This is a genomic window from Bacillus sp. P4_D3 (assembly GCF_056401855.1).
On sequence record NZ_JBFUIN010000562.1, the window covers coordinates 1 to 2,012 of the forward strand.

The 2,012-nt window shown below is 36.6% G+C and carries 2 protein-coding genes; both read left to right on the forward strand.

Annotated elements, in window-relative coordinates:
- Positions 1-963: sodium/pantothenate symporter (panF, locus tag AC1DTM_RS24080; protein ID WP_477001064.1), on the forward strand; the 963-nt coding region annotated here is incomplete at its 5' end.
- A 133-nt stretch (positions 964-1,096) separates the two neighbouring features.
- On the forward strand, positions 1,097-2,012 hold a 916-nt coding region (locus AC1DTM_RS24085), incomplete at its 3' end, for a nucleoside hydrolase (RefSeq protein WP_477001065.1).

Consider the following 2,012-nt stretch of genomic DNA (forward strand, 5'->3'; position numbering starts at 1 on the left):
GGACTTTCCTACACAACGGCACTATTTTTATTTACATTTTCTGTACTTGTGTATGTGTTAATTGGTGGATTTCGTGCAGTCGCTTTATCAGATACGTTATTAGGAATCATTATGTTAGTCGGAACAACAATCATTTTAATTGCTACTGTCATTGCTGGTGGCGGAGTTGAAAAGATTATGCAGGAACTTATTCAAATTAATCCGAATTTAATAACACCGTTCGGAGCGGATGGTAGTTTAACGAAATCATATGTCACATCATTTTGGATTTTAATTGGAATTGGTGTCGTTGGATTACCGCAAATTAGTGTGCGTGCTATGTCTTATAAAAATTCAAAAGCTATGCACCAAGCATTAATCATTGGAACGGTTGTCGTCGGTACAATTATGATTGGTATGCATTTAACAGGTGTGTTTGCAAGAGTAGTCCTTCCAGGCATAACGGTACCAGATAAAGTAATGCCGCTACTCGCGATGGAAGTGTTGCCACCTTGGTTAGCTGGAGTTTTCTTAGCTGCACCAATGGCAGCGATAATGTCTACTGTGAACTCATTATTATTACTTGTAAGTTCGTCAATTATTAAAGATATATATGTGAACTACATAAATAAAGATGCAGCGGCTAGTACGATAAAAAAAGGAAGTCTGTGGATTACTGGTATCGTAGGACTGCTTGTTTATGCAGCGGCTATTAAACCACCAGATTTTTTAATTTGGTTAAATTTATTTTCTTTCGGTGGTTTAGAAGCAGCGTTCATTTGGCCGATTGTGTTAGGGTTATATTGGAAAAAGGGAAATGCAACTGGAGCTCTCGCATCTATTTTAGTTGGAGTAGGTTCCTATATGTTTATTCACCTTTGCTATCCTAATCCATTCGGTATACATACAGTTGTTTTCCCGATTTGCTTTGCATTTATTGCGTATATAATTGGTAGTATGGTTACGATGAAAAAAGTAGCATAAAAATATAGAAAAACGTAGGGACTTCTAATGCGAAGTTCCTACGTTTTTTGTTTATGCAAAATTTTCTTTTTCAGTCTGTATTCCGCCATACATTCATAAAGTAATAACAATTGATGGGATGGAGTYGAGGTCTATGAAAAAAATATTGTTTTTAGGAGACCCAGGAATTGATGACTCTTTAGCAATTATGTATGGATTGTTACATCCTGATATTGATATTGTTGGTGTCGTAACGGGATATGGAAATGTAACACAAGGAAAGGCGACAAGTAATGCGGCTTATTTATTGCAAATGGCAGGGCGAGAAGATATACCTGTTATTAATGGTGCGAAAATTCCTTTATCCGGAGATTTTGTGACGTATTATCCGGAGATTCACGGTGCAGATGGCTTAGGACCAATTAAGCCTCCGAAAGCCTTTTCTCCAAATATAAAATCATTTTGTGCATTTTTCGATATTCTTGAAAAGTATAAAGGAGAATTAATCATTGTTGATGCTGGCAGGTCAACAACATTGGCGACGGCATTTATTTTAGAAAAACCGATGATGAAGTACGTGAAAGAATATTATATAATGGGCGGTGCTTTTTTAATGCCCGGAAATGTTACGCCAGTCGCGGAGGCAAATTTTCATGGAGACCCAATTGCATCACAATTAGTTATGCAAAATGCAAAAAATGTGACATTAATACCGCTTAACGTTACTTCAGAAGCGATTATTACACCGGAAATGGTGAAATACATTACGAAACATTCTAAAACGAATTTCAAGAAATTAATAGAACCGATTTTCAATTATTATTATAAAGCTTATAAAAACCTGAATCCAAAAATAACAGGGAGCCCAGTACATGATGTAGTAACGATGATGGTAGCGGCAAATCCATCTCTTTTAGATTACGTGTATCGTCGTGTTGATGTAGATACGATTGGAGTTGCGAAGGGGGAAAGTATCGCTGATTTTCGCCCGCAACCTGAAGCGAAAGCATTGAAAAATTGGGTGAGAATTGGTTGGTCATTAAATTATAAAAAGTTTCTTGAGGATTTTG